The sequence below is a fragment of the Calyptranema fuscum S582 genome (assembly GCF_055793305.1).
Genome location: NZ_JBSLYH010000067.1, coordinates 1 through 24195 on the forward strand (window position 1 = coordinate 1; position 24195 = coordinate 24195).

Here is a 24195-nt window from a genome sequence, read left to right on the forward strand (position 1 = left end):
ACTTCCCCATCTCCCCTACTCAACCGTTCAATCAACTCCTGCGCCTGTGCCTGATAATCTGCCAGGGTCAGTGTTTCGGTAGGGTCGCAGATGTCGATCAGGTAATGGGGAATCTGTTGCTGTTCGGCAGTCGTAGGTTTTGCGGTACCAATGTTAAAGTCTCGATAGACTTGACGAGAATCGGCACTGAGAATCACACCCTTGAGCATTTGGGCAAGGGCGATCGCCAATCCAGTTTTTCCGGTTGCTGTGGGTCCACAAATAACAATCAACAAACCGTTTCTAGAAACCATGACAATCACCCGATCTCTCACAACCCCTTTGGGATTGTAAGGGATCTGGGTATGGCTTAAGCCAGCGATGAAATTTAGTGTGGGTGCCGCGCGTCGCGTGGCACCCACACTAAATTTCATCATGCAAATCAACAACACCTGAGATCTGCTACTTGATCAAATTCTTCGTAAGGTGTGGCAATCAACTGGCTGATTGCATCAACTCTTCCAGCGATCGCAGTAGTTTTTGAATGCCTAACGGTTTAGTGAAGTAGGCACTTGCACCCAGCTTCATCGCCCGCTGGATATGGCGATCGCCCATACGCGAGGTCAGCATGGCAACGGGAAGATGACGCAGGCTGGAATGCTGACGGATTTGGTTGAGTAATTGAAAGCCATCTAAACGGGGCATTTCGATATCCAGAATGGCGAGATTGCAGGATAATCCAGCAACCAATCGTTCCCATGCTTCTTGACCATCACGGCATTGAATCACCTGATAGCCTGCTTGCTCTAGCGATCGCACCAGCCAACGTCGAGCCGCCACAGAATCATCAGCCACTAAGACCGTTCTACCCAGATCAGGCAAATGGGTAGGAGGTGGCGGCGGCGGAGAAGCGATCGCCTCTGGCATTGCAGCAGGGGCAGGTACAGCCGAGCGTTTGATCACATGCGTTAAAGCATCGGGTGCCAGCACGGGCACAACTTCACCGTTGGGCATAATCGTACAGCCGTACAAGTAAGCAGGTACTGCCACCAAATCATCAAAGGGTTTGAGCACCATTTCTCGTTCGCTCAGCAATTGACTGATGCGTAGTGCAACGGATTTACCTGCCACATTCAAAATAACGGCGATCGCTGTTTTAGAGGCGGCAGGTAAACGGTTTTGAAACGGTACGGAAGGGGGTTGGGCAGACCGTAAAGTTGAGGCAGGCAGCAGATGATCAAAGGTGATCAACGGAATCTGTTGATCCCGCCATTGCAACGTTTGCACAGACACATCATTTGATCTCTCATGGGGGATTTCAAGCAAATCCATCACATGCACCGACGGAATCGCTAGAATTCTTGCGGCTTCCTGATCGTGTTGGCTTTGGCAGAGTAACAGTGGCAAAATGTTAAGCGTCAAGGGCACGGATAAGGTAAATCGAGTTCCTTTACCCTTTGCCGTATCGATTTGCACGGCACCCCGCAAGTGTTTGAGCTGCGCCTGAACCACATCTAAACCAACCCCCCGCCCTGATAGCTCTCCGACGCGTTCTGACGTAGAAAAACCCGGCATAAACAAACACTTCAAAAGTTGCTGGGGACGAGGATTTGGAGTGGTCAACAAGCCCAATTTTTGGGCGTGCTGAAATACGCGTTGTAAATCAATGCCTCGTCCATCATCCGTGATGGTGATTTTAACTTGTGTTCCTTGTTGACTGGCAGATAGAATGATCTGCGCTTCTGCGGTTTTTCCACAGGCTAACCGTTCTTTGGTCGGCTCGATACCATGATCAAAGGCATTGCGAACCAGATGCAGCATCGGGTCATACAGTTGATCCAGCACTGCCCGATCGATGGCAACCCCACCACCGCGCACTTGCAGACGTACGGATTTATCATAGCGTTGGTTTAAATCCCAGACGAGACGCCGAAATCGTTCAGCCAGGGTGGAAAATGGCACCATTCTCGCTTCGGTCAAGTTGCTACGCAAATCGCCCAAGTGGTATCTCAGGCGATCGCCTGTTTCTTGAGCCGATTTGGTCAGCATCTCAATGTCCTGGTTATGTTCTTCGATGCGCACCAGTAACTCTTGAAAATCTTGCAAGACACTATGCAAATCGGTGAAGCGATCCATTTCTAACGGATCAAACTCCGCATGAGCATCCCAGAGCGGCGCAGCCTGACCAAATGATTGTCCGGGCAGCAGCAGTTGGTCATACAGGGTTTGAATGTGCTCACGCAGTTGATAAAACTGGCGCGTTCGTTTTTTCAAATCCTGGCTGGTTTGAGAAAGCCGCTGTTGATCGAGCGTCAACCGTTCATAGTTAATCAACAATTCCCCAACCGTATCTGCCAGGTAATCCAAGCGGCGCAATGGCACGCGCATGGTTTGTTCGACGGTAGGTGAGGCTTCGGGACTCACGAGTTTCAGCGGTTTGGCTTTGGTTTCCGCTTCCAAAACTGGAGCTGACGGGGTTGGAGGAGCGGATGAACGGGCGTCCATCGGCACTGATTCAACGGATGGATCGGGCGGTGTCGTCGCGGCAATGCCACCGGCTAGAAATTGGTCGCGGGTGTTGTATAAATCTTCTAAAATGGCGATCGCCGCTTGAAATAAGTCCTGGGGAGGAGTCTCCAAAACTTCTTGAATCCGTTGCGATCGCTCGGATAGCCAGCGCAAATTGAGAATTTCAGCCAGTGCCTGACATTCTTGTTGTAAGGTATCTAGAATGCTGGGAACCTGACCCGTACCTGCCGTCTGGAGCTGAGCTTTGGCGCGATCCAAACATGCCAAAAAATCAGTTTCCAGGACGATGCGCACAGGATTATGCTCACCCAATGACGCTGGCTCTAAAGCATCTTCCTCTGAGGCATCTATGACCTGCGTTTCTAAAAAAGTTGCTAATTCAGACAGCAAATCATCTGAAACAACGTCCGCTTCACCTCTTGCCGCCAGAGAAAGCACCTGACGCACTTCATCGACTCCCTGCAAAAGCAAAGCACAGGCGATCGCCGATTCTCGTACCCGTTCCTGCTTCAGCGCCTGCAACACATCTTCCAGACGATGCGCCAGTTGGCTCAAATGGCTGAGTTGCGAGAGCGCCGCTCCTCCCTTCAAACTATGAGCTGCCCTGAGCAACTCTGACCAGTGGGGCAGGGATTGAGTCGTCGTTTGGCGATCGGTTCGGGTCAGCAAAAGAATACCCTGTTCCAGAGTGGTGAGGTATTCCGGTGCATCTTCGTAGATAAAACAGGTACGAACTTCCTGTTCAATAGCCGTAAGCTGTGCAGAGTTAAGCATAAGTAGGTATGACGGATGAGATTGTGTTTGCTGTTGATATGTGATGTAGCCTGCGGGCTACATCACATATCAACAGCACATTGAACGAACCTCTAGTCTTGTTGCACAGAGAACTTGGCAACAGATTCTTGTAACTCTTCTGAAACTTGCACCAAACGTTTCAGTGTTCCCGATACCGTTTTCGACTCAATCGAGGTATTTTGAGCCACCAGAGCCACTTCTTGAATCACCTGACTGACTTGCTGAGAGGCTTGAGTTTGTGAGGTAGTGCTGTTGGAAATCGATTGCACCAAGTGGTCAATCTTCTGGCTAATTTGCATCAATCCCGACAATGTTTCACGGGTTTCTGCAATTAATCGCGAACCCGTGACGACTTGAGTGGTTCCCCGTTCCATCATTTCCAGCACTTCTGCCGTTTCTACCTGAATGCCTGTGACCAACTGTTCGATCTCTTTGGTCGATTCATTGACCCGTTCTGCCAGACGTCTTACTTCATCGGCAACAATGCGGAATCCCTGACCATGTTCACCTGCCCGAACGGCTTCAATCGATGCGTTAAATGCCAATAAGTTGGTTTTGGCAGAGACTTCAGAAATGAGTGCCACAATCTTAGAAATTTCTTGAGATGATTCAGTTAATCGCTTCACCTTTTTAGAAGTTTCTGCTGCCGTATTGCGGATTGCTTCAATACTTTCAACAGTGCGTTCCATAGCTTTGCCACCCGTGCTGGCAGCATCTGACGCTTCACGAGCAATTTCAGCCGCTTCTGATGCAGACGACGCAACCGTGCGGATGGATTGTGCCATTTGTTCTACAGATTGCAGAGCGTGGGTAATCGCTTCTGCTTGCTGCAACGCGGCATCTGACAGTTGATTCATCGACGTATCACTTTCCGCTGCATTTTGGTTCACTTGACGGCTGACTTCTTTGACTTGCAGTACCAGTTCTTGCAAGCTGTTAATGGTTGCGTTAAACGCATCTGCAATCGAACCCATTTCATCAGCCGTAACGTTGGCACGAACGGTCAAATTTCCCTGTCTGGCACCATCAATTTCCAGCAAGAGTTCCATGACTCGTTGCTGCAAGCGTTCCTTTTCCTGACGCTGGAAGTTTGCTTCAGATTGACGTAAGTCTGCCAGATCTTCTACTTCCATCGACCGAGTTGCCACATTTTCTGCCATCTGGTTGAATGTGGTTGCCAACTGCCCGATTTCATCTTCTGCAAAGACTTCCGCTCGAACGTTGCGATCGCCCTCAGCAATTTTTGCCGCTGATTCTTTCAATCGCTTAATAGGAATCGCGATCGCTCGTGTCAAAACACGGGCAAGAATAATATCAACCGTTAACACCACAATAAACATGAAAAGCTGTACCAACAAACTATTGTTGAGCAGTTGCAGCACTTCCGATTGAGGCGTTCCTCTGACCAAAATGGCAACGGGTTGTCCTTCCGAGTTGAGCAAAGCCCTTGCCGCCAGTGTATAGTGCGTGTCGCTGATCTGTTCCTGTCCAATCACGGCATCACCCTCGGCAGCTGAAGCGTCCCGCAACAATTGCGGATCTGATAATGCCATGTTAGGCAAGGGCTTGTCGTCCTGCATCACCAGCGATGTTGCCAGAGCAAATTCTCCGTTGGGTTTACGTAAGTAGACCGCACTATATCCTCCGCCCGAATCTTGCAGGGCATCGATCGTGCGTTGCACGATCGGCAGTTTTTGGTTGACAATATCGCCAGAAATCAATACTCCAACCACGGTTTGGGTATTGGGATCTCGTACCGGCGTTGCGGTGTAACGAATGATCGCATCTTGATTACTAAAGCCACTTGGCAAAGGTGGCGACTCTTTCTGCAACTCTTGCCATGACACGATCTCCGTTGTTTTAATCTGCTCAGGATTTTGCAACACACGACTGACCAGGTTGTTGGGGTTAAACTCCTCGCCTTTACGGTTAGCATTGGCATTAGCAATGACACGGAGATTGCGACCCACTAACGTGGCATATTCAATTTCTCGGGCTTTGATCTCGTTTTGCAAAATAGCCAAGACTTGCGATGAAGCAACCCCTGATTGCGCGGCTGAAATAATCGCTGGGTTGTCTGACTGTCCGCGAAAACCAAAGCCCATCTGGTCGATTTTAATGTTATAGGTAATTCCCATAACTCCCAATTCTGACTTTGCCTGACGGCCTAAGCCACTATATAAGCCGTTGACAATCAGCAAGGTACTTACCCCCACCAGACCCATGAGAGAAACACACTCAGAGGTCAATAAACCAATCAACTGTTTGTTGCGAATGGGTAGGTTATAAAACCATCGCAATGCAGGCATCAACCTGGTGCTATTGGGTGGGGAGGGTTCTGGTTTAGCTGCCAGGGGGCGCGGTCGAGGTGACAGCCTGGACGGTGCCGTTGTCACATCCGATAACGCCCCTAATGACTCCAGGGCTTTGCGGGCGATCGCCCCATAATTTCCTTGCGGATCAGCCTCTAACACCTGCCGATAGCATTGGATTGCCTCCGGATTTTTACCCGCCTGCTGATAGGCACTCGCCATCGTAATTTGATTCAGAAAATCAGCTTCACTCCATGCCAGCACACTGGTTGCAGGAGCTTGATAAGCCGTGCGATCGCCATCGCCTGATTGATGAGGTGATTGATGAATTAAAGGGGCAGATCCGGCTGTGGGTGTCGGATTCAAATTCTGCAACGCTTTACGGGCGATCGCACCAAACTGACCCTGGGGATCAGCCTCCCAAACCTGTTGGTAAATCTGGATTGCATCCTCTTGCTGGCCGGCTTGCTCCAAGGCACTAGCCGACATAATTTGATCGAGAAAATACTCTTCTTTGCCATCTCTCGACAAAGAATCAGAAGGAATCGTAGCCGATTTAGCGGATTTAGCCATCATAGAGTTAAGTCAATAAATAAGGAAAAAACAAAACTTGGCACCGTAAAATACCTGCTGCCTGGACAGCACTGAGATTGGGAAGTATGGGTCTGAGATGGGAAGAAGTTGCCTGTAGCAATGGAATGGTTCATTAGGATGAGATGCAGGGATGGAACCCCTGTCCGAGGGCACAGCCCCGCGTCCCCGTCCTCACCAGCCCTTCAGCTGCTATGTAAGGACAGGATGGAGGACAATCAAATCCTGGTCATGATTGAATACTGCTTCTGTTGGCAGACTAATGACAGGTATCCAATCCGTTGTCGTGATGGGTTTGCCAGCCAATCATATTCCCCTTCGTAGGGTGTGTTAGGCGCTAGCCGTAACGCACCGCAGATATTTTTTCACGCAAATCCCTGACTGGTTTTGGGTATGAAATTGAATGTGATACCAATTTGATTAGCGATTGCAGCAGATACCGTAGGGGCGCATCGCGATGCGCCCTTACAGAAGATTAATGAGCCATGTAGTCTGCTTAAATCGGTATGAAACCGCAGGTTTCACATTCAATTTCATCTCAAGATTTTGAATCACCGTAGCCGTTATACCGTTTTCATATGAAGATGCGCCGAATTGAAAGAGGGGGGTGAAGGGGGCGTTGCCCCCTTCGTGGGGGTGAAACCCCCACACCCCTGCTCAAAAAATTGCAGCCTCATATTTAATTGGTATTAACCCGGTTTGAGAGTAGACCGCTGCCAGCGTGAAGCATTGAGAATAGCAGCAGGCTTAAGCAACAAAAGGGGTGATTCCTGCCGAATAAAACCACTGGCATATTGATGCACGGCAGCAGGAAACTTTTCAGCCAGTGGCTGAACCTCTGAATCTACAATTTCTTGCACACCCTTTAAAGCCAGAACAATGCAGGCAAGTTGACGAGCTGGATTGTCTTGTGCAATCACAACAGTAGTCAACGTCGATGCGGCGATCGCCTGTTGATCGACGACCTTTTCAGTACGTAATTTCAATAAATCACTCAAATGAAGACTCCAAAGCAGCTTCCCTCGCCAGTTCACAACACCCTGCAAAACGGGATCGACACATGGAACCGGACAAATCTGGGCAGGCGTCAGATTTAGCACTTCCTGTATCGCAGACACAGGCACAGCTGCCTGAAGTGTTTGTCGTAATTGCAAACAGAAATATTCTGTGATCATATTTGATAAACGGAATCGATTCATCAACAACAGGAAACTGGATGGATATGAAATCTGTTTAGTCTCAATCAGATGATTTACGACAATAAACAGTTGCGGACAGCATCAATCAGTTCATTCGGTGCAAACGGCTTTGTAATATACGCGGTCGCTCCCTGCCGCAAACCCCAAAAGCGATCAAACTTCTCATCTTTAGACGTACAAAAAACAACCGGAATTCCTTCTGTAGATGGGTTTGAGCGAATTTGACGGCATAAATCAAACCCACTAATGCCAGGCATAACCACATCTACAACCATCAGATCCGGCGTTTTTTGAGCAATCCAACTTAACGCTTGCTCACCACTATCCACACAGGTCACCATCAGCCCAACCTGCCGTAAGATACCCTCAATCAACCGTTGATCGGCACGGGAATCTTCCACAATGAGAACTGTTTTTGATGTCATACTCATGAATGTTTCTCCTCAGACCTGAACCAGGTTTGTAACAACATCAACCAATGTCTTGGCATCGAATGGTTTGGTAATATAGTCTGCTGTGCCAACCAGTCGTGCCCGCACCCGATCAACTAATCCGTCGCGTCCCGTTAACATGACAATCGGCGTTTGCTTCAATGCCGAACATTGTCTTAACATGCGACAGAGTTCATAGCCATCTACATATGGCATAGAAATATCCATGAGCACTAACGCAGGGCGTTCATGCACTAAAGACGAAAGCGCTCGCAGTGGATCGGTCAAACTTAGCACTCGATACCCTTCTGCTTCTAAAATTAGGGTGACATTGCGTTGCACCGTAGCACTATCATCAATGCAAGCGATCGTCAGGCGGTTTCGAGTCACAATGGTGTCGTATGGATGCACCGTCACAACCTGCGATCGAATCATCTCTGCCACTACTTTACCCAATGTCAGAGTATCAACATCCAGTCGAACAGCCAATTCATACAAACACGGCAAACTTTCTAATGCCTCCAGGGGCTTCATTGTGGCTTTAGAACCGCGGATCAGTCTCAGAATTTTGTCAAATTGCTGATGGAACTGTTTAGCATCAACCAACTGTAACCGTTGAAACGGTGATGTCACATACGGATGCAGCTGACGCCAACTTTTAACGTGTGCCCCCAGAGGAGCAATGCTTTTTTGAAAAGGGACAGATATCAGAACTGGATCAAGCCCAACATTGCGATCAAATTGCAACGTCACATTGGGCAACGTCAGCACCCACATCAGGGCTTCCTGACTGAGCAAATAAACCAACTGGCGCAACCCTGAAAGGTTTGTATCCTTACATTGCCATGACTTATACAAATAGTCATAGGTGGGTTCCATAAACGGTGAAGGCAGTGAAGCGGCTAAATGAGCTGCAAATCCAGAATTAGACCGCTGTAGCAAATACGCTAACCGTTCACGCTGACCGACCAGACTACTGGCAAAGTGCAAACAGCCTTTACCGATATGAATTCGCCAACAAACCGAGCTATCGCCTGATTCTCGAATCGTTAAACGACCCGATACCTCACGGCGAACAATATTTTGCAGCGCTTGTAAAGGCGATGCAACGATCGCAGGACGTTGAGCAGGAGCAAGAGATCCTTGTCCTGTGCCAGGAGAGAAGGACTCTGAAACATGGAGCATAATAACTCTCGCCTAAAGGGAACTTCAGCTGACATTGACGGTAGTGCAGCCCCCGGTATGAGTTATCGTCTCAAACACATCTCGATAATTATTATTGCTTGAAAAGAATAATTTGACAGAACACCCACAACTAGACAGTATCAATTATCTCTAGAGATAAAGTAACAATTGCAATCAGGTGACCCTAAATAAATGAGCTTTGTTCCTAAGAGCTTCCATGTAGAACTTTGTTCTCACAAAACAATAGTTCTACTATTTCCCATACACGAATGTTCACTATGAACATTTTGTTGCAAATCAGAGGACCTAAAATCTCTCAAATTAAGTTACATAGCCATCCTAAATAAGTTGTGAAAGGTTGATGAGATGCAGCCTGTTGTACCTTATGCAACTTATTTTCCAACCCATACACACCGCTATGTACATTCTTGTCAAACTACATAAAACGACTGAATCTGGGCTATTAACTAACAGTTAATAGCCTTTTAGATTAAGATTCAATTTATCACCGATGTAATTTCTATAAAGAAGATAGATAACCGATATGTTGCGAAGAAATATTTCATAAACCTTATTTTTAATACAGCATCTTTCGATATATCAAACCATAAATGATGAGTTTTTGAGTTGATATTTCCTACATTTATTCGCTCACAATATAGTCTAGCTATTCTTTGAAAACCTTGTTTCATAGGGTTCGCACACTATGATCTATACTTGATCAACTTGCAAGCTATATAGCAATCCTATTAACTTGAATAAACCCGTCAGTACACCAACTTAAAAGTTTTAGAGGGGGTGGAGGGGGTAAAACCCCCTCTTGGGGGCGCAGCCCCCAAACCCCCATATTGCAAAATTTCGTGTTTGCAACACTAGTACTGTGTCAAGTATTTTCTGACGGGTGATGTGCCGCGCTTCGCACGGCACATCACCCGTTTTAACCGTCAATTTTTAATGGACAGACCACTAGCTGTTGCGAACAACTAAATATTGCAGCATGAGGGGTGGGGCTGCGCCTCCACGCAGGGGCGGAACCCCTACACCCCGTCTTAACCCTAATGCGTACCGCGCTATACCGCAAGACGTTTATTAGCACGCAAGCCTTTTACTGGATGGTCTGACAGCTTAATAGCGCATCAGATAGTTGAGTTGCGTGCCCAAAGAATTCAAAAATCAGCGCTTATCAACCGCTTCGAAGAGGGTCTGGATTAGATTCGGGTATAGTGTGCTGAGTCTGTTGTATTTCACGTCGCCTGGAGTGCAGGTCCAAATTAAAACCCTGTCTATGAAAAGCTGTCCTGAGTTAGAATAGGAGCAAGGAAGTGTAGTACAAAAGTACGCGACTTGAGGGAACGTAAATCAACTTTCCTGCAAAAGTTCCCGGAAGCCACGATTAGATAGTGAAAATCTCTTTGATCGATCCCATATCCAAATCTCACGTTAAACAGCTCTAGAATCGCTTCAGACCCTTTTGTGCTACAATTTCTAAGTATTTTTCCGTTCTAAAGCCAGAGAGGGCTGCGAACGAAATATAGGAGCGTCTTATTCATGACCAACAGCTACGGTGCCGATCAGATTCAGGTTCTGGAAGGGTTGGAGCCAGTTCGAAAGCGCCCAGGGATGTACATTGGTACAACGGGACCGCGCGGATTGCACCATCTAGTTTACGAGGTTGTCGATAATTCTGTCGATGAGGCGCTCGCTGGTTATTGTAAATCGATTCAAGTCACCCTCAACGCCGATGGTTCTGTCACCGTCGTAGATGACGGGCGTGGCATCCCCACCGATATTCATCCTCGTACCGGCAAATCAGCCCTGGAAACCGTATTAACCATTCTCCACGCGGGCGGTAAGTTTGGCGAAGGAGGATATAAGGTTTCTGGTGGGTTGCACGGGGTCGGTATTTCAGTGGTCAATGCCTTATCCGAATGGGTTGAAGTGACCGTTTGGCGAGATAAGAAGGTACATCGACAACGCTATGAGCGGGGTGTGCCCATGACAGAACTTGTGGCTGAACCCATTGCCGAAGAGCGAACCGGAACGGCAGTGACCTTTAAACCCGATGTCCAAATTTTTACGACCACGACTGAGTTTGACTATGTCACTATTTCAGGTCGGTTGCGAGAGCTAGCCTACCTCAATGCCGGGGTCGAGATTACTTTTAAGGACGATCGCCTGGAACTGCTCAAAAACAACGAGCCGAGAGTTGAAATCTACTACTATGCAGGCGGGATTCGAGAATATGTCGCCTACATGAACAACGAAAAACAACCTCTGCATGAAGAGATTGTGTATGTTCAGGGTGAAAAGAATAGTGTCCATGTCGAGGTGGCGCTTCAGTGGTGTGCTGATGCCTATAACGACAATCTTCTGGGGTTTGCCAATAATATTCGGACAATTGATGGGGGCACCCATTTAGAAGGTCTGAAGGCTGTGCTGACTCGGACTATGAACTCTCTTGCCCGAAAACGCAACAAGCTCAAAGATAATGACCCCAACCTCGGGGGTGAAAACATTCGGGAAGGATTGACGGGTGTCATTTCGGTGAAGGTGCCCAACCCAGAATTTGAAGGGCAAACCAAAACAAAACTCGGCAATATGGAAGTGCGGGGGATTGTAGATTCCCTGGTGGGTGAAGCGTTGATGGAATATCTTGAATTCCGTCCAGCGATCGCCGACAACATTTTAGAAAAAGCAATTCAGGCGTTTAATGCGGCTGAGGCAGCTCGTCGTGCCAGGGAATTGGTGCGCCGAAAGTCAGTATTAGAGTCGTCTACCTTACCGGGTAAACTGGCAGATTGCAGCACCCGTGACCCTTCCGAATCAGAAATCTTTATCGTGGAAGGGGATTCGGCAGGTGGCAGTGCCAAACAAGGGCGCGATCGCCGGTTTCAAGCAATTTTGCCATTGCGCGGAAAAATCCTCAATATTGAGAAAACCGATGATGCCAAGATTTATAAAAATACTGAAATTCAGGCATTGATCACGGCATTGGGGTTGGGGATTAAAGGAGAAGAATTTGATCCGGCTCAACTTCGCTACCATCGCATTGTCATCATGACCGATGCAGATGTAGATGGTGCCCACATTCGGACGCTGTTGCTGACGTTCTTTTATCGCTATCAGCGATCGATGGTCGATCAAGGGTTTATCTATATTGCCTGCCCACCGCTCTACAAGCTAGAACGAGGTCGCAACCACTACTATTGCTATAGCGATCGCGAACGAGATCAAATCATTGCCGGATTCCCTGAAAACGCCAAGGTCGAAATTCAGCGGTTCAAAGGGTTGGGTGAAATGATGCCTACCCAACTATGGGAAACGACGATGAACCCTGAAACTCGCACGATGAAGCGGGTCGAAATTGAGGATGCGGCTGAAGCCGATCGGATTTTTACTGTACTCATGGGCGATCGCGTTGCACCCCGACGAGAGTTTATCGAAACCTATGGTCCTAAACTCAACTTGCATGACTTAGATATTTAAGGAGTGTCGGATCGCGTATAAGTTGCAATTTGTCGCACAATACCTGCAATTTTGTCGCGTAATAGTTGCAATTTTTCATAAGCTCAGCTAGTCTAAAGTCACTAGCTGAGCTTATGGGCGTTTAAGTCATGACAGTACCTGACAAGCCTGCCAGAAAGATTACTAACACAGGCACGAAAAAAAATATTTGTAAATTTTCCAGTGCCAAGATGGGGAGGATGATTTGGTGTGAGTCGTTGCTTGAGAAATCTTTGGCTAACTTGCTAGAGATTGATCCCGACGTTGTGTCTTTCACAAGCCAGCCCTTCAAAATTGAATATGTTGCTGACGGGAAGAAAAGAAAGTATACACCTGATTATTTTGTTGAGCGCAGAAATAAAAAGCAGGTTGTGGAGGTCAAGCCTGCAAACAAAGCACGCTCTGATAAATACGTAGCTTTGTTTCAACGAGTTGCTCCCATATGCCGTGAGCAAGGTTGGGAATTTGTTGTAGCAACGGATGAATTTATTTGGCTTCAACCGAGGCTAAATAATGTGAAGCTTTTGAATAGATATGCCGGAGTGAGCTATACCTTTCAAAATCTCCTCGATTGTGAGCAATATTTTAAGTACCAAGGAGTTGTGTCTTTAGGAGAAGCTTCAGAAGACTTGCAACCTAAAGGAATCACCAAACAAATTTTATTCAAATTAATCTACTCTGGTTTTTTACAAGTAGACATTATGCAACCAATTAATTCACAAAGTTCTATTAATCTGTCAAATCTGTTGTTTAACCAGAAATCGCCTAATTAAAGATATAGGCTCTTCTGCTTGAAGCCAGTTTTTTCTTAACTAAGAGGTTATCTATATGGGAAGAATTAGATTTAAGCGGGGATTGAGTTTTTGGTTAGATGGCAGAGAATACATAATCAAGAAACGTTTAAGTAATAATGATTTTCAAGTTTGTAATGCGGTTACAGAGGAACTTTCTAGCTTTAGCGAAGAAGCTCTAACCAGCTTTTTCTTCGAGCGTAAGCTATCATTTGATCCTCCCCAAGCCAATGCTGATTCTGTACGAAGGGACTATAGGGGAGCAGACTTTTCACAAATAGAAGATAGCCTCCAAGAAGAAGCAAGACGAAGAGAAAAGTATGTCAAAGAGTATTTAAGTCAAGGGATACAAAAACGAACAGAAGCAGTCCTTAAGCCAATCATTGAAAAGGTAGCAAACACAATAAATGATAAAAACCCGCCTACCTGGTCAACGTTATATCGATGGATTAAGAAGTACGAAAGTCAGAGAAATGATATTCGTGCCTTGGTTACTAGAAACGTTGGAAAAGGGAATAGAAAGTCAAGACTTGATGTAGAAGTTGAACAAATCATTAATGAGGTGATTGATGAGTTTTACCTTACTCTGGAAAAACCAAATGTTGAGGCTACACGAGCAGAGATTGTTTACAGAATTGCCGCAGAAAATTTTAGACGCTCAAGACTTGGTTTAAAGCAATTAAAACTTCCGAACCGAGCTACAATATATCGCCGTGTTGATAAGATTGACCCTTATGAAGAGGCAATCAAGCGTTATGGTCGGGCGACGGCAGATAGGATGTTCCACGTATCAGAAAATGCCCGTCCTTACCCGATTCGCCCATTGGAAATTGTAGAAATAGACCATACAAAACTACCAATTTATGTAATAGATCCTGAAACTAATCTTCCAATAGGAACTCCGTGGCTAACGACAGCACTAGATAAATTTACAGGTATTCCTATTGGATATTATCTAAGTTTTGAACCACCTAGTTCGTTGTCTGTGATGCAATGTTTACTCCATGCTATTAAACCCAAAACTTATATAAACAAGAAGTACCCCTCCGTCAGCAATACCTGGGATACATACGGATTAATGGAGGCTCTTAGACCCGATAATGGTCCAGAGTTTTATGGAAAGCCGCTTGAAGATGGCTGTGACCAGCTTGATATTGATATTGACTATACTCCCCCCAGATCAGCTTGGTATAAAGGTTCGGTTGAAAGATTTTTTGGGATGATCAACACTATGCTGCTTCAGGGGCAACCTGGTAGCTTCCTTAAGTTTCTGAAGGTGTATGACGATGAATATGACCCTAGAAAAAGTGGTTCAGTTTCATTTGATGGGCTACATGAAATAATTCACATATTCATCGTTGACATTGTTTGCCAAATGGCTCATCCAAAGTTTGGTATGCCCAGAATTGACGTATGGCGAACAGCTACGGTTGAGTTTCCACCTGCGCTTCCTTCGGACGAAAAGGATTTGCGAGTTTTACTTGGAGCAGTTACTCAACGAGTTATTAGCAGCAGCGGGATAGAATTTGAAGGTCTTTATTACAAAAGCCCCGAACTAACACGTCTACGTCATGTGTATGAGAAGAGGGATAAACGCCGTAAATCTGGGACTAAAGAGAGAGAAAAGGCAAAGGTTAAGTATAATCCAGCAGATATATCTTGCATCTATGTTTTTGATCCAGAAGTAGATAACTTTGTCACTATTCCTGCTGTTGATCAACAGTATACTCAAGGTCTTTCTCTATGGCAGCATAGGGTAATTAAGAGACTCGCAGCCCAAGAGTCTGAAAGAGTTGACATTTTGGCTCTCTCGATCGCTAAAAAGAAAATTCAACAGATTGTTCAACACGAATGGAAAAGTACTAAGCAAGGTAGATCTAGAACCTCAATGGCTCGATTTTTAGGCATTGGACGTGACGGTATTGACTTAAGCGAAGTAGAGACCTTCGTCAAAGAGCAAACTTCCAAGGATGAAGGTCAGCAAACCTCTAACACTACTCACCATTTCGGTTCTATTCAAGATAGTACAGATGCATTTCTTGGGATCTCAGATGTTGGGACTGTATTTGCCTCCGAGGATATGCAAGTAGAGCATGATGATGTGAAAGATGGCATCGTCATAGGCACGATCGCTCTTGAAGAAAAAGCTGTGCTTGGCAACATCTCCGTTTTGGAGGATGAAGTAGATTCAGCCACCGCTCAACAGGCAATCCAAATTGATTTTAAGGAAACCATACAAACAGAAAAAAGACAGAAGAGTAACAACCTGAGACAGGAAAACGCTCTTGATAGTACTCCCAACACTGAAGGTGGGAAAGCAGAGTCTGAAAAACTAGAGGTTGAATCCTCAAATTCTATTCGACAAACAGTTTCAGAAGAAAGTTCAAGTCAAACCCTAGAGAAATCAAAGAGGAAAGGTAATAAACCAACAAAAAGAAATGCTTCACAACCAGTAATTGAATCCGATGACTGGGTACCTAACCCAATTGGGTGGAATACAAATTATGACTCCTGATAAAACATCTGAGATGAGAAACAGTAAAGTATCTCTTAAAGATATGACATATCAACAGAGAAAAGCTTTTTTGTCAGAGATGCCCCCCTCACAATGGAAAAAGCTTCTGCACGAGCTTGTCATTAAGTATCCAAGGTTTGACACCTACTTAAAGCTAATCAAAACCTGCCACGAACAATTTGGTGACAATGCTGAGCCTGATTGCCTGTTCATAGGTGGTAACACTGGAGCCGGTAAATCTACTCTTAAAGATACATATGCCTCAAATTTCCCAAGAGAGGATACGAGTGGAGGCACCAAAATTCCTGTTTTTTCCTCTTCTATTCCTTCACGTCCAACAGTTAAAGGTATTGTAAGTAAACTTTTATGTGACATTGGTGATCCTAGATTTGATAAAGGAACAGAAGTCAGTATGACAGCAAGATTATTGGGATTGCTAAAAGACTGTGAAGTTGAATTAATTCTGTTAGATGAGTTAAATTTTTTACTTGACAGAGAATCAAACAAGTTTCCATATTCAGCAACTGAAAAAATTAAAGAAATAATTACTGATAGCAAAATTCCTATAGTTGGGTTTGGACTTCCTGAGACTGAACAATTACTTTCAATTCAGGTGAATAGTCAACTAAGTAGAAGATTTACAGAAAGAGTTATCTTAGAGCCTTTTCCTTGGTTTGAAGAAGACTCATCTAGTAACAAAGACGGTGATGAATTTAGAAATCTTCTTTATTACATAGAACTATATCTTCCTTTAGTCGAAAAATCTAATTTGGCGAATGAGTTGATGGCTCGCCGAATTTATTACGCAAGCGATGGAAATATCTCTTATGTTATGTCCTTAATGAGAGGTGCTCTTGATTTGGCATTAGGAAAAAATGAAGAGAAACTAGATTTGGAGATACTTGCTGCTTCTTTTGAAAGAAGAATAAAAAAAGAAAAACCTAGCAAAAAAAATCCTTTTCTTGAAAAAACCATTTCTATAGAAGATCTTAAGAAATGCAAGGTAGAGACTCAAGTTAATCCTATAGGAGTAACAAATAGAAGAATGAAAAACAACAAAAGTAATCCTACAGCATCCAGTGTTTTACATACCTAACTGTAGTAACTCATTCTAGCTAATAAATGTTTGCTGTGACTCTTACTACAAACTAATGAAGTTCTTAAGCTTATGACGATTTTTAGTCATGATGAACAATGATTCAAACTACAAGCTTTGCTTAATTTCTTGAAAGAATCAGGAAAAACCTTACCAGACTGAATGTATTTGATGTTGACCAGTATACTCTTTAAGAGTAGTTACTGCTGAGTATAAATCGTAATTGATGTGGTTGCTTTTGCTTGGAAATTCAAGGAGATGAACGATGACAAAGGTAAAGCCATTTCTTCGTAAATCTCTTCCATTTCAAGGTGAAAGTTTTTTTGGGTATATTGCGAGGATCGCCAAATTAAACTACTGCGAATCGGTCAGGAATATCTTTGTAATGGCTAACATAGAACTTTCGTGCGGAAGTCCTATACGCATTTTAACAGATAAGTACAAGGAAGATGATTTGATAGAACTGAGCCAATTACTTCAGGTTGATAAAGAAACTTTGTGGGCGCTCATACCATCTCGCACTTGTATAAATCTTCAAGAAAAGTCGAGGTGCATTAAAGTATGTCACTTATGCTTAAGAGAGTACGGTTATCACAAATTAGTATGGAACTTAAGAGTCTTAACTACTTGCTCTGAGCACAAATGTTTTCTTATCAAAAGTTGTCCTAACTGCAAATTATTGTTATCGTGTAACACTCTAGTAGGATTATACAAATGTAAATGTGGTTTCAATCTTCTTGATGAAGAACCCACATCTGACCCCAAAATAAATCTTCAATTCGATAAAATTATTTATGAACATTGTACAGACTATCCAAGGAGTATAGAGCTTTATAAAGTCGAACCTGAAAAAGCTATCACTGTAAAATGTAACCTAAGAAGTTTAATTGCTGTACTGGAAGTTGTTTCAAATTTTTCTAAAATGCTTGCCTATAGAAATCGAGTTCCTATAGCTTTCAGTGACAGGAATACCAAGAAGCTATCAACTGTAAATTATCCTTACCCGGATGTGCACAAGGGATTTGCTATTCTCCAAAGTTCTTCAGGGTTTTACGCTCTAATTATGGCTTTACATGAGCGAGAAAAGGGTAAAGGACAAACAAGCAATGTAAGTCCATTTGTGATTCTTGAATTATTTAAGTCTTTGCATAAATATCAAGCTGAAACATATTTTATTTTGGGAATTTCGCTGCAAGAACTTTACTGTAAGTATCTCGAGGATACAAGAGTTATTCTGTCAGATGAAATACATAAAAGTCTGCTGAGTAAAGAAGGATTAAACAGTAACTTGATTAATTGGAACTTAGACTAATTACAGTAGAAATAGCTCAATCCTTTACCTGAATCAAACGAGATAGGAGATTTGGGGAAAGCCAGATTTTTTGCTATCTTATTGGGTTTAGTGTAGCTTTTTTGCGCTTGAATAGCGAATGCAATAGAAACAGAGTAACTGGATTCCAACCAAGCGACTTTCCGCGCAATTCTAAAGGTAAGAGTAGGTGTTCCAATAAATACTAAAACGGTTGCAAAGACATTCGCTGCCCGGCTAGGAGAAGTCACCGTCGCCATCAGGGTTTTCTGTCGCTGCACTGTATGAATCCTCAGCATGACTCGCTTGTGAGGTAGATGATATAGACCGTGGCATAAGCAAAGAATGGGGGGGGTCCGTTGTAGCTTAAAAGTATTAAAAATTTCATTTACTGATAATTGAAGTTTGTAAAAATCAATCGTGATTTGCGACTAGATACTCTTGATGTACCCTGCCTTAGTGTGTAAATCAGCTTAAGCTTGATGAATAGATCTCAATAGGTAGAATGTGAGTAGTATTCCTCTCCTTAGAAGACCCCAACCACATTTGGGAGAGAGTTTGTCAGGGTATTTTCTTCGACTTATTGATGCAAATTATTATGATTCAATACACTGCATTTTTCAGCTAGCAGATATTTCTAAGTACGAGCCTAATGCAAATTTTTTAAGACAAGAGAAGCATGATATCTCTGTATTGAGCAAAATTACTGGAGTTCAAGAATCTTTATTGTGGGAAATGACATTTCCCATAAATCCCCATAAGAGAGGCGGTAATAGCGTACAAGCCTTCGGTCAAGTTATACCTACTTATTTAATCCACAAATCTACTACAAAAGTGTGTTCAAAGTGCTTATGTGAAAACCCTTTTCGCCGCAAAATTTGGGACATAGCTGTTGTAACTACCTGCCCTATTCACAATCTTCTTCTCATTGACACTTGTCCTTGTTGTGGAAAAGCGTTGACTTGGGCAAAAACATTTTTAACGAAATGCAAATGTGGATTCGATTTACGAGAGGCTAATTCTGAGGAGATTGATCAAACAGAAATTGTTGTATCCTATCATCTTCACAAGTTATGTAATCAACCCCTACGATGTAATTCAGAGCATTTGCTAACTGATGTCTGTGAGGAATTTCTCAAACTTCAATTGGAACATTTTGTTACATTAATAATCTTTCTATCTGGGCAATTTGTAGAAGTTTGTGATGCTACAGGAAAGTCCATTGCTACGAAATATAGCAATATTGAGCTTCATCAATTACTCCTGAAATCTTTCAACCTATTCAGTGATTGGTGTGAGAAGTTCTATGAGTTTCTTGATTGGCGTAAGTCTTTACAAAAAGAACATCATTGCGACACAGGTATATCAAGGGATTTTGGAAGTTTTTATAAGAAACTCTACACAAGCTTTTCATCCCAGCTATATTCTTTTTTACATCAGGCATTTGAGGGCTATTTGGCGAAGCGTTGGGATAATGGATATCTCAATGCTAAGTTAAGGCGAATAGAGTCTCCCATTAGAGATGACAAAACATTCATCCCGGGGGTTGAAGCTGCTCAAACGTTAGGCTTGAGTGAAGCGTGGATTCTCAAGCTTGTTGAGCAAGGCATTTTGGATGGGAGTACTAAAAGGATGGGAGTACGAACTCTGATTTTAGTAAAACATGAAAGTGTGATAACCTATCAAAAATTGCTAGATAAATCGTTAACACTCAAGCAAGTTGCAACTAAATTAGGTATAGGCGATAGAACAGTTGTAGATTTAGTTAATCATTCTTGTATCAAAGCTCTAAGAGGACCAAAATTTGATGGATATAGACAATGGATGATTGATTTTGAAAGTGTAGATAAGCTTTTACAACAGCTTGAATCACTGTCAAAATCTATCTCCAATGTTAGCCAACCAATTATTTCTTTCTCAGTAGCTGTCCGAAGAACTTCTGGCTTGCATTATACAATTGGCAAACTGTTGCGTTTGGTCTTAGATCAAAAAATAAGCTTACTTCGAGAGCAATTAAGTACTGGTTTAGAAGGGTACTATTTTTTAGAGGAGGAAGTTGATAATTTAATACAGCAATATATAACAGTATTAAAAGATTCTTATTTAACAGTGGTTGATGCAGCAAGTTTATTAAATGTCAAGCAAGAAGTAATCAGATTTTGGATAGAGAAAAGGATAATTGCTTGCTCATGTGTAGTTGAAGGCAAACATCGTCAGAGAAAGATCCTAAAGAAAGACTTAGAAGCTTTCCAGAACCATTACATTACAGCATCAGAATTGGCGAAAGCTTTATCAACATCTCCCAAGAAGATAGTTCAGCTACTTGCAGAAAAACAAATTTCACCAATTACAGGTCCTAATCTTGATGGTGGGAGGCAATATCTTTTTCTTAGAAGTGACACTAAAATTTTGTTGGATGCTAGAAATAGCTACTAGAATAGTGCGTTTTTTAACATTAAATTTGAGGAATTATGTGAACAAGATTTGAACGACTTTAGCATGTGTTTCCTATTCAACTCTATGTGAGTTATTTAAGAAATGATGAGTGTTTGAAATATCCAGTAGATAATTACTGACTATCTCAAGTGAGTAGGGTTCTGGTAGAGCTTTCTGAAACTTACTCAAGCGATATTGGGGAAGTTGTGACCAGATGAAATCCTGTGTGGATGAGCTTCTCCAAAAGGTTTCGTTACTGAGTTGTTGAATTGCTAGTGATAGGGATGTTTGCCCCAGGCTGTCTCCCGAAATCTTGAGCTTAAAATTGTCTGTCACAATTTTCCAATCATGCTGGAATTGCAAGCCGTATTTTAAGGTGTTATTGATGCTGCCTCCAGCAAATGTCCACCAAGTTGCTTGCTCGCTATCAATGCGAATACCTGATTGAGTATCTGTTAAAAGACTTCCTAAATCTGCTCGGCATTCATCTAGTGCAGCCTGAGCGATCGCGTCAATATACGGAAAAGGGCTCTCTGTCTTAATGATCTCAGCAATCTTCTGACAAACCTCGAAGCTCAGAACCTGAGGCGCAAATCCGCCCCAGCTTGGCTTCTTCCCTCGCGGAGCTTGAATCACTCGAACACTGCGTTCTTCATGGTTGATATGCATGACTAACCAGGCTCTTCCGCCTAAGAGAAAAGCACTGACTTCATCCACTAGCGTATCGACAAACGATTGCTCTAGGACTCCAATCTCATAGCCTGATTCAGTTTTGACCTTGTAAAAGACAGGGCTGCTAAAAACGGCATAGAGTTCCATGAAGTTTTTACGCCCGAATATTCGCTCTGCTTTGTTCCCCATTGAGAGCAAGCCTCCTGCAACAAACAGGAAGTCTTCTTGGATCATGTGCTGGATGAGCGTTTGAAATTCGTTATAGTGAATTCCTGAAAAATCAGGGACAATCGACAACTGCTCCCAACACCGTTCTGGGCTGATCGCTCCAAATTGTAAAGTTAGGGCAAGAAGTTGATGGACGAGAACCGCCCAAGCCCGATTTTGAGTGGGTACTGATTCGACCCAGCCGGACTTCGCCAATTCAATAATGGCGATCGCCTGTAAGACAGTTTCAATGTTTTCGCAAAAGAAGGTGGTGTTAGCTCGTTGCCCACTTCGTCTGCCTGTTCGTCCCAGTCGTTGTAGGAAGGATGATACGGTCGAAGGAGCGTTGGCTTGAAAGACCAGATCAAGATCTCCCACATCGATCCCTAGCTCCAGGGTTGAGGTGCAGACGATACAGGCATTACTGCCTCGATGGAACCTAGCTTCAGCAGCCGTCCGCTCCTTCAGGGAAACGGAACTATGGTGGACAAAGACATCCGTTCCTCGATTTCGCATTCGTTCTGCAATTTCTTCTGCTAGTGCCCGGCTCTGACAGAAGAAGAGGCTTTTCTTCTCTAGACCTGTCTTACTCGCATCAGTGGCGATCGCTCCTAATGTTTCTCTTAAGTAGATGCGAAGGTCTTTAGGTGAGGGCACTTTAGGTGGATCGACTACACACCCTTCCCGTTTCGAGGTGCCTTGTAACCATTTCAAAATCTCCGTTGGATTACCAACCGTTGCGCTGAGTCCAACTCGTTGGATGTCGTTTGGAGTACAACGGGCAATTCGCTCAAGGACAGACATCAGATGGGCACCGCGATCGGTTCCTGCAAGGGCATGAACTTCGTCAACAATAATCGCTCGCAGGTCTCCGAATAGCTTCTCATGGGGGACTTTGGCAGATAAAAGCATAACTTCCAGGGATTCTGGAGTGGTCATGAGAACTGCCGTTGGCTCCTTGATAAAGGCTCGCTTTTGGGAGTCTTTGACATCGCCATGCCAGAGAAAACGTCGGAGTCCAACCATTTCGGTGTAGAGTTCCAGTCGTTCTGCCTGATTGTTCAGTAGGGCTTTAATAGGGGCAACGTAGATCAATCCAACAGCTTGAGGCTCCTGCTGAATCAAGGTTGCTAGTAATGGAAAGATCGATGCCTCCGTCTTCCCTCCTGCTGTAGGTGCAAGGACAACAGCATTCTTGCCGTCTAGCAAGGCTTGTCCTGCTAAATCCTGAACAGGGCGCAGGGACGACCATCCTAGACAAGAGACGATCGCTTCTTGCAGACGGGAGGGGAACCGAGCAAAGGCAGAGGTCATGGCTAAAACTCGACTGGGGCGTATCCGGCGATGTCTTCAGGCTCTTCGTCAAAGGGAGGTAATCCTTGCTGAATCCGTTGTTCTTCAGCCGTGAGTTCGCTCAGGTCAAACCCTTCGGCTGCCATTGGGTCAAACTCTTCGTATTCATTTGCCAGATCCAAGACATTGACGAATTGACGCAGAAATTGACGGGGAACCACTCCGACATCTCCTTTGAAGCCTGCCGTCACTTTAGCCACAAGTCGCTCAATAAAGTCTGGAGTAACCTTACGCGGCAAGTTTGATGGATCAGTGGTGGGATGGTACAACCCCCGAAGCTTAATTGCCACTTCTTTGAGCCGACTGGCATCAAACGGTTTTAGTTCAAGCTGAGGCTGGCGAGGATTGGCAAATCCTCCGACTCGTTCAAATTTGATGCGATCGTGGAGGGGTTGCAGCCCTGCAACGCCTCGATTCGTGTCAAAGAATTCTGGTGTGCCAGTAAAGATCCACAACAAACCTTTGTAGCGATCGGCAGCATCACAAATTTGGCGAATTCCGTTCAGCGATTTTCCGCGCACGTCATGGCGCATTCGCAGAATTGTCTCAGCCTCATCAATGACAATGACCAAGCCTTTATAACCTGCCGCTTTCGTGATTTCTAAAATGCCCTGTAAGTAGTCGAGGGCTTCCCGGCTACCAATATCCCCTTTGATGCCTGCCACCTTTTTGGCACTGGCAGCAACGTTTTCACTGCCTGAGAGCCAGGAGAGCAAAGCACTGGCTTCTACAATGTCCCCTTTTTGCTTCAGCATAAAGATGGCACGGAGGACTCGTGCCATGTCCTCTGGGGCTTTACCTCCAGTCAGAGAAGCAAGCTCTGCTTCCATGCGCTCCTGAACTAAGGTGTCAAAGTCATTACTGTCTTCGTCTGCGCCTCCGGCAATCAGGGCATCTTCAACACGAGCAATCCAACGATCGATAATGTCGCTGAGTGCTCCTCTGGGGCAAGAGCTTGTTCCTAATTCTTGAACAACCTTCCGGTAAACGTCATCAAACTTGTAGAAATGGAGATCGTTGTCGGACACTACGACAAAGCTGGTGGCAAACCCTTGTGCCTGAGCATCGAGAATTGCCAGTCGAGACATGAAGGTTTTGCCGCAACCGTAACCACCCCGAAGAAACTTGAAAGCTCCTTCACCGCTTGCCGCTAACTGAAGCTGACGTTGGATCTCAGTGCGCTGCTTTTCGATCCCGACTGCAAAGGCTTCTAAGCCCCGCTCTGGAACCACGCCCGATCGCAATCGCTCAAAGATAATCTCAATATCGCGTTCGTTAATTGCCATATTAC

The 24195-nt window shown here is 44.5% G+C and carries 15 protein-coding genes; 6 read left to right on the forward strand and 9 right to left on the reverse strand.

Annotated elements, in window-relative coordinates; translation table 11 throughout:
* The 6 genes from ACR6Z4_RS28785 to ACR6Z4_RS28810 form a co-directional block, all read right to left on the reverse strand.
* The coding region (locus ACR6Z4_RS28785) for an isopentenyl transferase family protein (protein WP_479720809.1) at positions 1-293 on the reverse strand (293 nt) is incomplete at its 3' end.
* Positions 294-474: 181 nt separating this feature from the next.
* Positions 475-3282: a hybrid sensor histidine kinase/response regulator gene (locus ACR6Z4_RS28790; RefSeq protein WP_479720791.1), complete on the reverse strand. Its 2808-nt coding sequence runs from the start codon at positions 3280-3282 to the stop codon at positions 475-477.
* A 92-nt stretch (positions 3283-3374) separates the two neighbouring features.
* Entirely contained in the window at positions 3375-6191 is a 2817-nt protein-coding gene (locus ACR6Z4_RS28795) for a methyl-accepting chemotaxis protein (protein WP_479720792.1), read from the reverse strand.
* A gap of 704 nt (positions 6192-6895) precedes the next feature.
* A complete protein-coding gene (locus tag ACR6Z4_RS28800; RefSeq protein WP_479720793.1) occupies positions 6896-7381 on the reverse strand; it encodes a chemotaxis protein CheW in 486 nt (161 codons plus the stop codon).
* A 77-nt stretch (positions 7382-7458) separates the two neighbouring features.
* Positions 7459-7836, reverse strand: coding sequence for a response regulator (locus ACR6Z4_RS28805; RefSeq protein ID WP_479720794.1), 378 nt, complete (start codon positions 7834-7836; stop codon positions 7459-7461).
* Positions 7837-7848: 12 nt separating this feature from the next.
* Positions 7849-9021, reverse strand: coding sequence for a response regulator (locus ACR6Z4_RS28810; protein WP_479720795.1), 1173 nt, complete (start codon positions 9019-9021; stop codon positions 7849-7851).
* A 1548-nt stretch (positions 9022-10569) separates the two neighbouring features.
* Here ACR6Z4_RS28810 and gyrB point away from each other — a divergent pair.
* The 5 genes from gyrB to ACR6Z4_RS28835 all read left to right on the forward strand — a co-directional run bounded on the left by gyrB (position 10570) and on the right by ACR6Z4_RS28835 (position 18239).
* Positions 10570-12507: a DNA topoisomerase (ATP-hydrolyzing) subunit B gene (gene gyrB, locus ACR6Z4_RS28815; protein ID WP_479720796.1), complete on the forward strand. Its 1938-nt coding sequence runs from the start codon at positions 10570-10572 to the stop codon at positions 12505-12507.
* A gap of 128 nt (positions 12508-12635) precedes the next feature.
* Entirely contained in the window at positions 12636-13298 is a 663-nt protein-coding gene (locus ACR6Z4_RS28820) for a TnsA endonuclease N-terminal domain-containing protein (protein WP_479720797.1), read from the forward strand.
* Positions 13299-13353: 55 nt separating this feature from the next.
* Positions 13354-15831, forward strand: coding sequence for a transposase (locus ACR6Z4_RS28825; protein ID WP_479720798.1), 2478 nt, complete (start codon positions 13354-13356; stop codon positions 15829-15831).
* Complete coding sequence (locus ACR6Z4_RS28830) at positions 15821-16927, forward strand: TniB family NTP-binding protein (RefSeq protein ID WP_479720799.1); 1107 nt, start codon at positions 15821-15823, stop codon at positions 16925-16927. Before ACR6Z4_RS28825 ends, ACR6Z4_RS28830 begins: the two co-directional genes overlap by 11 nt.
* 265 nt (positions 16928-17192) lie before the next feature.
* On the forward strand, positions 17193-18239 hold the full coding sequence (locus tag ACR6Z4_RS28835) for a TniQ family protein (protein WP_479720800.1): 1047 nt from the start codon (positions 17193-17195) through the stop codon (positions 18237-18239).
* Here ACR6Z4_RS28835 and ACR6Z4_RS28840 read toward each other — a convergent pair.
* Positions 18236-18517, reverse strand: coding sequence for a hypothetical protein (locus ACR6Z4_RS28840; protein WP_479720801.1), 282 nt, complete (start codon positions 18515-18517; stop codon positions 18236-18238). The genes ACR6Z4_RS28835 and ACR6Z4_RS28840 overlap by 4 nt on opposite strands.
* 226 nt (positions 18518-18743) lie before the next feature.
* Here ACR6Z4_RS28840 and ACR6Z4_RS28845 point away from each other — a divergent pair, with 226 nt between their 5' ends.
* Positions 18744-20672: a helix-turn-helix domain-containing protein gene (locus tag ACR6Z4_RS28845; protein WP_479720802.1), complete on the forward strand. Its 1929-nt coding sequence runs from the start codon at positions 18744-18746 to the stop codon at positions 20670-20672.
* A 72-nt stretch (positions 20673-20744) separates the two neighbouring features.
* Here ACR6Z4_RS28845 and ACR6Z4_RS28850 read toward each other — a convergent pair whose 3' ends face one another.
* Together ACR6Z4_RS28850 and brxD are read right to left on the reverse strand one after the other, a co-directional pair.
* On the reverse strand, positions 20745-22865 hold the full coding sequence (locus ACR6Z4_RS28850) for a DEAD/DEAH box helicase (protein WP_479720803.1): 2121 nt from the start codon (positions 22863-22865) through the stop codon (positions 20745-20747).
* 2 nt (positions 22866-22867) lie between these two features.
* The gene (brxD, locus tag ACR6Z4_RS28855; protein ID WP_479720804.1) at positions 22868-24190 is read right to left on the reverse strand and encodes a BREX system ATP-binding protein BrxD; all 1323 of its coding nucleotides are present in this window, start codon (positions 24188-24190) and stop codon (positions 22868-22870) included.
* Positions 24191-24195: the final 5 nt, after the last annotated feature.

Bases quoted from the DNA above. Each gene is read 5' to 3' on its own strand.
- brxD (WP_479720804.1), bottom strand. From the start codon at position 24,190: ATGGCAATTAACGAACGCGATATTGAGATTATCTTTGAGCGATTGCGA.
- gyrB (WP_479720796.1), top strand. From the start codon at position 10,570: ATGACCAACAGCTACGGTGCCGATCAGATTCAGGTTCTGGAAGGGTTG.
- ACR6Z4_RS28805 (WP_479720794.1), bottom strand. From the start codon at position 7,836: ATGAGTATGACATCAAAAACAGTTCTCATTGTGGAAGATTCCCGTGCC.
- ACR6Z4_RS28835 (WP_479720800.1), top strand. From the start codon at position 17,193: ATGACAAAGGTAAAGCCATTTCTTCGTAAATCTCTTCCATTTCAAGGT.
- ACR6Z4_RS28820 (WP_479720797.1), top strand. From the start codon at position 12,636: ATGACAGTACCTGACAAGCCTGCCAGAAAGATTACTAACACAGGCACG.
- ACR6Z4_RS28830 (WP_479720799.1), top strand. From the start codon at position 15,821: ATGACTCCTGATAAAACATCTGAGATGAGAAACAGTAAAGTATCTCTT.
- ACR6Z4_RS28850 (WP_479720803.1), bottom strand. From the start codon at position 22,865: ATGACCTCTGCCTTTGCTCGGTTCCCCTCCCGTCTGCAAGAAGCGATC.
- ACR6Z4_RS28800 (WP_479720793.1), bottom strand. From the start codon at position 7,381: ATGATCACAGAATATTTCTGTTTGCAATTACGACAAACACTTCAGGCA.
- ACR6Z4_RS28790 (WP_479720791.1), bottom strand. From the start codon at position 3,282: ATGCTTAACTCTGCACAGCTTACGGCTATTGAACAGGAAGTTCGTACC.
- ACR6Z4_RS28795 (WP_479720792.1), bottom strand. From the start codon at position 6,191: ATGATGGCTAAATCCGCTAAATCGGCTACGATTCCTTCTGATTCTTTG.
- ACR6Z4_RS28810 (WP_479720795.1), bottom strand. From the start codon at position 9,021: ATGCTCCATGTTTCAGAGTCCTTCTCTCCTGGCACAGGACAAGGATCT.
- ACR6Z4_RS28825 (WP_479720798.1), top strand. From the start codon at position 13,354: ATGGGAAGAATTAGATTTAAGCGGGGATTGAGTTTTTGGTTAGATGGC.